The 7,144-nt window shown below is 44.2% G+C and carries 9 protein-coding genes; 5 read left to right on the forward strand and 4 right to left on the reverse strand.

Annotated elements, in window-relative coordinates; translation table 11 throughout:
- Window positions 1–39 precede the first annotated feature (39 nt).
- The 3 genes from PseudUWO311_RS05830 to PseudUWO311_RS05840 are packed head-to-tail and all read right to left on the reverse strand — an operon-like array spanning window position 40 to window position 1,329.
- Window positions 40–258: a type II toxin-antitoxin system HicB family antitoxin gene (locus PseudUWO311_RS05830; protein ID WP_142654258.1), complete on the reverse strand. Its 219-nt coding sequence runs from the start codon at window positions 256–258 to the stop codon at window positions 40–42.
- Window positions 255–482 (reverse strand): type II toxin-antitoxin system HicA family toxin, encoded by a 228-nt coding sequence (locus PseudUWO311_RS05835; RefSeq protein ID WP_142654259.1) that lies wholly within the window; start codon window positions 480–482, stop codon window positions 255–257. Before PseudUWO311_RS05835 ends, PseudUWO311_RS05830 begins: the two co-directional genes overlap by 4 nt.
- Window positions 475–1,329, reverse strand: coding sequence for an ABC transporter permease (locus tag PseudUWO311_RS05840; RefSeq protein ID WP_142654260.1), 855 nt, complete (start codon window positions 1,327–1,329; stop codon window positions 475–477). Before PseudUWO311_RS05840 ends, PseudUWO311_RS05835 begins: the two co-directional genes overlap by 8 nt.
- A 122-nt stretch (window positions 1,330–1,451) precedes the next feature.
- Here PseudUWO311_RS05840 and hisA point away from each other — a divergent pair, with 122 nt between their 5' ends.
- Complete coding sequence (gene hisA / locus PseudUWO311_RS05845; protein ID WP_142654282.1) at window positions 1,452–2,216, forward strand: 1-(5-phosphoribosyl)-5-[(5-phosphoribosylamino)methylideneamino]imidazole-4-carboxamide isomerase; 765 nt, start codon at window positions 1,452–1,454, stop codon at window positions 2,214–2,216.
- 85 nt (window positions 2,217–2,301) lie between these two features.
- Here hisA and PseudUWO311_RS05850 read toward each other — a convergent pair whose 3' ends face one another.
- Window positions 2,302–4,155, reverse strand: a complete 1,854-nt coding sequence (locus PseudUWO311_RS05850) for a C39 family peptidase (RefSeq protein ID WP_142654261.1) — start codon at window positions 4,153–4,155, stop codon at window positions 2,302–2,304.
- A gap of 241 nt (window positions 4,156–4,396) precedes the next feature.
- On the opposite strand from PseudUWO311_RS05850, the gene PseudUWO311_RS05855 reads away from it, so the two are divergent.
- The 4 genes from PseudUWO311_RS05855 (at window position 4,397) to PseudUWO311_RS05870 (ending at window position 7,025) form a co-directional block, all read left to right on the forward strand.
- Window positions 4,397–4,591 (forward strand): translation initiation factor IF-2, encoded by a 195-nt coding sequence (locus PseudUWO311_RS05855; RefSeq protein ID WP_142654262.1) that lies wholly within the window; start codon window positions 4,397–4,399, stop codon window positions 4,589–4,591.
- Between the two features lie 90 nt (window positions 4,592–4,681).
- Window positions 4,682–5,191, forward strand: coding sequence for a photosystem II cytochrome c-550 (psbV, locus tag PseudUWO311_RS05860; protein WP_223807455.1), 510 nt, complete (start codon window positions 4,682–4,684; stop codon window positions 5,189–5,191).
- A 140-nt stretch (window positions 5,192–5,331) separates the two neighbouring features.
- A complete protein-coding gene (gene petE / locus PseudUWO311_RS05865; RefSeq protein WP_142654263.1) occupies window positions 5,332–5,706 on the forward strand; it encodes a plastocyanin in 375 nt (124 codons plus the stop codon).
- Between the two features lie 164 nt (window positions 5,707–5,870).
- Entirely contained in the window at window positions 5,871–7,025 is a 1,155-nt protein-coding gene (locus PseudUWO311_RS05870) for a serine/threonine-protein kinase (RefSeq protein WP_142654264.1), read from the forward strand.
- Window positions 7,026–7,144 lie beyond the last annotated feature (119 nt).

Genomic DNA, 7,144 nt, shown 5'->3' on the forward strand with positions numbered 1-7,144 from the left:
AAACCGTTGTTCACTAGACATTTTCACCAAAGGCGATCGCTAAGCAGCTTGAAGTATCTTCGGTTCAGGAATAGATTCTCCTTCCATTTGCCAAGCTTCTAGATACATTTCAATAACCTCTTCCCCATTATGAATTGCCTGCTCACGAGTTTCTCCATGAGTACAAGGCATGACAACGAGATCGGCAAATTCTGGAATTGTGACTAGAAACAATTGATCCGCTTCAGACCATTGAACATTCATGCTGTATCTACTCATAAATCCTCCTCCTGATTCCCTAGCTTCTTGATTGTATCCAATAATTTTGCGAGTTGCTTCTCTAAGTATATTGGTACATCATCGCCATCCTTACCTGAAATCGTTAATGTTTGACTGAGCATAGGGTGTCGCCAGCGCTCATGACTACCCTTGCCCCGTTTGGGCAAATAAACGAAACCCTCACGCGCAACTTGGGCTTTGAATTCCCGAATTTTTCTAGGCATTTGTTTCTTTCTTGCTACTAAATCTCTGAGTCAAGCCTTCGCCTACTAGCGATAAACCGATTGTCATTAAAGTAATCGCCAATCCAGGGAAAATAGTTGTCCACCAGATATTTTCGCCAGTCGAGAGCGCGTCTAGAGCTTGCTTGAGATCGTGTCCCCATTCAGGCACATCTTCAGGAATACCTAAGCCCAAAAAGCCTAAACCTGCCAGAGTCAGAATCGCATCAGCGGCGTTGAGGGCGAAAATTACGGGTAGGCTTTGGATTACGTTAGGCGCGAGATATTTCATTAAGATGGTTTTCGTGTCAGCACCGATCGCTTGAGCAGCTTCAATATAAACTTCGGTTTTCGTACTCACAGTTTGGTTGCGGATCACCCGAAAATATTGGGGGATATAGGCAACACTGAGGGCGATCGCAGCATTCCAGACACCAGCACCGACCACAAAGGCGATCGTCAGCGAGAGCAATAAACTGGGCAACGTATAGAGCGCATCCATCAAAAATACTAAGATGCGATCGAGCCAGCCACCTTTGTAGCCACTTAGCATCCCCAAGGGTACGCCGATTACAAGACTAATTACCGTTGAGGCGATCGTTACTTGCCAAGCAACACCAGCGCCAGCGATCGTTCTGGTAAATACATCATGACCCTGTAAATCTGTGCCAAACCAATGTTGTGGCGATGGAGACTGATGGATTGGATTGCTAAGAAATTCACTGGGATCTGTCAAAATCCCCATCGCTTGCAGCAATGGTGTGGCGATCGCCATCAGCAAAAAAGCAACGCTAATGACGATGCCAACGGACATTAACTTTTGGGATACTGACTGCTTAGGCGATTTCATAGGGGACAAAAGGGCAAATTAGAGAGCAATTTAAACAACAAAAGGGAATTTCCTTGTTTTGTACTATACCGCGATCGCTAAATCTAGATAGAATAAGCTTCTGGGATCGTATGGTAAAAATTATGGATGTAATTCCCGCAATTGATATTTTAGATGGACGCTGTGTCAGGCTCTATCAAGGGGATTATCAAAAATCAGAAGTATTTGGTGAAGACCCCGTTGAGGTTGCTCAGCGATGGTATGACCAAGGCGCTAAGTATTTGCATGTGGTTGATTTGGATGGTGCAAAGGAAGGCAAGCCGAAAAACTTAAAGGTAATTGAGGCGATCGCCCGCTCCATCCCGATGCGAGTACAGATGGGTGGCGGCTTGCGCGATCGCGAAAGTATCGTGTCAGTGCTAAATTCTGGCGTGAGTCGGGTGATTTTAGGCACTGCGGCGGTGGAAAGCTCGCAACTAGTTGCCAATATCTGTGCAGAATTCCCTGAACAAATCATGATCGGCATTGATGCTCGTAATGGCAAGGTGGCGACTAGAGGCTGGTTGACCAATTCGGATGTAACGGCTGTGGATCTTGCCAGACGCATGACTTCTGTGGGTATCGCAGGAATTATCTATACAGATATTCATCGCGATGGCACGATGCAGGGGCCAAATATCGAAGCTTTGCGTCAACTTGCCGAAAATGTCGATGTTCCAGTAATTGCGTCAGGTGGCGTTAGTTCGATTACGGATCTGTTAAATCTGGTATCGCTGGAATCTGTCGGCGTGAAAGGTGCGATCGTCGGCAAAGCCATTTACACAGGTGACATTCAACTGCGTGAAGCAATAAGGGCTGTGGGTAATGGACGCTGGCAAGATGTGATTGATAACTCAGCGATCGCCTAAAATTCTACAAAACCCAAAAGAGATTCGCGACGCGAATCTCTTTTGGGTTTTATGTTACAAAGCGCTGCTCCGCAGTGCTTTGTAATTATTTGGGCAAAATGAAATGCGCCCATACATCGCCATCGACACCACACATATCGCGCATGTAAATGTATGGATAGCGCAAACTCTTTCCTTCCGTTTGGCTATAACCTGTAAGAGCATTACCATAAGGATCATGGACGATATATCCCTGCTCATCGAAGCCGATGATCGTAATGATATGACCGCCGTGGGTGAAGTAGCCCCCGATGACAACGGGACGATTAGCGATAATTTCCTGTTGTATTTGAGACCATGTGCGAGTAGTACTAAAGTTGCCGCCAAAACCATAGGCCCGATAAAGCATCTGTAACACCGAATTATCAGTACGAGCTTGTCTACCATGTCGATCGATTACCCATTGATATAGCTCATCTTCTAGCTGTTGTCGCGGATTACGCGATCGCCTACCGTGAAAAGCTAACACCATCGCGATCGAGGTGACATTACAGGTCACAAAAGGATCTCGCGGATTGTCTAATTGTGAAAAATAGGGCACTCCTAAAACTTTGCGCTTGGGCGTAAACTCGATCGCCTTATTGCCTTGCTGAAGGTTGACATGCCCCGCAAATACAAAGCCCGACTTGCCTAGAGGTGGTACATCCTCATTTAAAGTGACTTGGAAATGAATATCGGTCAGGCTATAGCTATCCAGACCAAACACCTCACCTGTGTTGAGGGGTGCTAATTCATTTGCCGCTAACTGCCGCGCATCAATGGGGCGCTTCTTGAGTACAGTGTTTTGCCTGACGGTCAAGGTTTTCATATCAGGATCGAACAGGATCTGCTTGCCATTTTTGGTGATGCTGACATGTCGCTCATAGAAAAAACCTACATTGCCAATCGGGGCGATCGCGTTAGTGAACTTCACGCGGAAATGACCATTAACAGAGGCATAGCCACTAATCGGATAGGTCATGCCAGCCTTAACCATGATTTTTTGTGAATCGGAGAGGCTACTAGCATTTTGTGACGATGCTTTTAAAAAAGTGTCAGTAATCACCGTGGCGATCGCACCATTGATCGGGATATCACTAACATCGGCAGGATTCGAGAAATCAAGGGATTCGCCCAGTTTTGATAATTCCACATGGGGCAAGAAAAAGAACCCAACCTGTCCAACAGGAGCCAAGGGTTGCGCCAACTTAACTTGGACATGGTTAGCAGCGATCGTAAAATTCCCGTCTAACAACAATTTTGTCCCCGCTTTCACCTCGGCTTTTTGGGTAAAGGGCAAAGACTGCGAAGCCGCTGTAGAAATCTTGAAAATCGTGTCTTGCTTCACCGTTAACGTAATCGGTGCAAGCAAATCCACATGAGGAGCATAGAAATAACCAAAGGCTCCCATAGGCGCGATCGGTTGCTTGAGTAAAACCTTAATATGTCCATTAACAGAGCCGTAGCGCAACACTTCAAGGGTTTGTCCAGCCTGCACCTCGACTTTGCCATTTGGTGGTAAAGTCCCCGAATCCGCAGGGGAAGCTTTAAAACGAGTAGCTTGCTTGGTTATCAAGGTGATGTCAGGATTCTTAACTAAAATATTGACGATCAACTCAGCCAAAAGCTGATTATTTGCACCAATCGCTCGCACCCGCAAAAATGTCGCCATCGCAGTTGGTAAACCAGCCGTAATTTTTACCTGCCAAGTACCTGTCGTGGCGTTAAGTTGCACCGCAACTGGGGCATCGTTGGCTAAGGTGACGAGAATTTGTAAAACTTGAGTAAAGTCGGCTGTCCCTGCGATCGCTATTTCGCGATTAACCACTACCTCACTGGGCGCTTGGGTAATCGCGATCGCTGTTTGCACTGGTGCAGGAGCAGAAGCATTAACAGGTGCATTGTTTGAAGCGGCTGTCATTACTGTTTCACTGTTGACTACTGCCTCTATTACAACACTTTGCGCTCAAACCCAAACCAATAAATTTTTTGAAAGTGTTGCTTTGCAACACTTTCAAAAAATTTATTTTGGTGCGCTCATTCTCAAAACCCAAAAAGTAAAGGCGGCACGAAGCGCCGCCTTTACTTTTTGGGTTTTGTCTTGCCTTTGCATGAGAAAATAGCACAAACATCTCTAGAATTAACTAGATACGGGTATTGTTATGGGCTTTGCTGATTATTCGATCGCTGAGATCGCGGAAGACTACAAACTCACCCTTGAGTCTGTATTTAAACTATGCGATCGCCTTGGGATCGCTTACCAAGATGCCGAGACCAAACTTGCTTTGGAAGACGCAAAAGCCGTAATCATGGCATCCGAAGCCCAAAATTCTAAAACCTCTTTCAAAAATCCCTAAAAAACCCAAAGTGTAATCGCGATCGCAAAATCGCAATAAATCTTTGAGATTAGGTTAAATTCTTTTAGATAAACTTAGATAAATTAAGTTATGTCCGTAATTATGAACAAAAATTCTTTTAAATATTTAGCGGTGGCGATCGCATTCGTAATGCTAGCCTTCCAGCTTTTTACCACCAGCGTCAGCGCTGCCGACATTCCAATCGCTCTGCGTACCGTTCCCCTTAACGAAAACACCAATATTGTCTTAACCCAAAAAGACATTGCTAAGGGCAAGAAATTATTTTCTAATGCCTGTGCTACCTGTCACCTTGGCGGCGCAACTTTTACCAATCCCAACGTCAACCTTTCGCCTGAATCTTTGGCTGGAGCTAACCCAGTACGTAACAACGTCCTTGGTTTAGTCGATTTCATGAAAAAGCCTACTACCTATGATGGTGTGACTGAAATCTACGATGTTCACCCCAGTCTCAAGAGTACCGATATTTTCCCCATCATGCGTGGACTTACCGACAATGACCTCAAGCTAATTGCTGGTTATATCCTGTACGAACCTAATGTTAGAGGTATCGGCTGGGGCGGCGGAAAGATATACTATTAAGCGAATAATGTAGCGTACTAGTCATACGCCACATTGAAGTAAGCTAATTTTATTAGCTTTTTCCTACGTGTTTTAGTTGCTTTGATTCGAGTCGAGTCGAATTAGTGCAAGTCAAGTTGAATTTTAGTCGGTAATTAATCATGAATATTTCTTCCTTTGCGAAAAAGCTAGGTTTAGTAATTGCTAGCCTTTTGTTTGTTGTTGGTAGCTTCTTCATGTCAGTAAGTCCTGCTGCTGCTGATACTGTCACCGTTAAGATGGGTTCTGATGGTGGTCAGCTAGTATTCGAGCCTAAAGTGGTCACAATCAAAGTAGGCGATACTGTCAAATGGGTTAACAACAAAGCTTTCCCTCACAATGTTGTGTTTGACGGTCATGCAGAACTTTCTCACAAGAAGCTAGCGCAAAAGCCTAAGGCTGAGCTAGAGTCCACCTTTAATGAAGCAGGTGAGTTCGCTTACTATTGCTCTCCCCACCGTGGCGCTGGTATGCAAGGTAAAATAGTTGTTCAATAACAGCTAAGCTTTTTTCCCGCAAAAAAGAGTTGCAAACATTGTTTGCAACTCTTTTTTGTTTTAGGTGATTTGCGATCGCTTTGAGGTAATCGATGAGGATTGGTTATCATCCCATCTAAATGTCATAATTATCAAAGATAGCTTTCCAAAAAATTTCATTCAGCATGAGTAACTGTCTTTGTCTTGCTTGCGATCGCGCAAACTCAATAACAACCAAATTCTGTACTCAATGCGGCGCTAAGTTACAAATTCAAGACCGATATCGCGCTTTGAAGGTAATCGGACAGGGGGGATTTGGTAAGACTTTCTTGGCTCAGGATGAGTCGAAGCCATCACAGCCGCGTTGTGTGATTAAGCAATTTGCTTTTGAAACGATCAATCCTAATGCGAGTCAAGGGACTTTGGATGTCGCCATCAGGTTGTTTGAGCAGGAGGCAAAGCGGCTAGATGATTTGGGTAAGCATCCGCAAATTCCTGAACTTCTATCTTTTACAATTCATGAGGGTAAGCAGTACCTCATCCAAGAGTTTATCGATGGTGAGACTTTAGAACAGGAACTGGCGCGAGTTGGTGCTTTTAGTGAGCAGCAGGTGAGAGATGTGTTGGTGGAGGTGCTGCAAATATTAGAGTTTGTGCATAGCAAGTCGGTAATCCATCGCGATATTTCGCCAGACAATATCATTCGGCGGCGCAGTGATCAAAAGTTGGTGCTGGTAGATTTTGGGGCGGCAAAGCACGCAACGGCGACGTTATTGGCAAAGACGGGGACAGGCATCGGGAAGCCGAGTTATGGCGCTCCTGAGCAAATGTTGGGTAAGTCGGTGTTTCAGAGCGATTTGTTTGGGTTGGGTGTGACTTGTTTGCATTTGCTCAAGAATGTGGAACCGTTTACGCTCTACGATGTTTTGGAGAATGAATATCAATGGCGACAGTTTTTGAATGGGAAAGTAGTTAGCGATGAGTTTGGGAAGTTGTTAGATCAGATGACTGCTTACAGGGTAAAGGAAAGACCTGAATCAATTAGAGGGATTTTGCAGTATTTGGGGATTGATCAACAATCATTAAATTCTGTTAATAATTCTGATATTAATAGCTTTAAAAGGGAAGGTTTATCGCAATATCTTGTATCCATCCCTTCTGTTGTAACAAATAAACAAACAATAAAAACAGCTTCTTCTAATAATTCTATTTCAAATCAGAATGTGGCTAAGCATCCAGTTGAGCTGATATCTGCTAAGGGGATTGACTATCAAGAGCTAGAAAAATTTTTGAAGGCAAAGAAATGGTGTGAAGCGGATGAACTAACTACTAAGGAATGAAAAACAAATAACTTGTGCAAATTAGGATAATCTCAGATAAAGAAAGAAAAGGAATAATTTTGGGTTATTACAGCGAAGAACTTGAGACGGAGATGTTGAAATTTTACGGTTCACTGCGC

Source organism: Pseudanabaena sp. UWO311 (genome assembly GCF_006937785.1).
Lineage (GTDB): Bacteria > Cyanobacteriota > Cyanobacteriia > Pseudanabaenales > Pseudanabaenaceae > Pseudanabaena.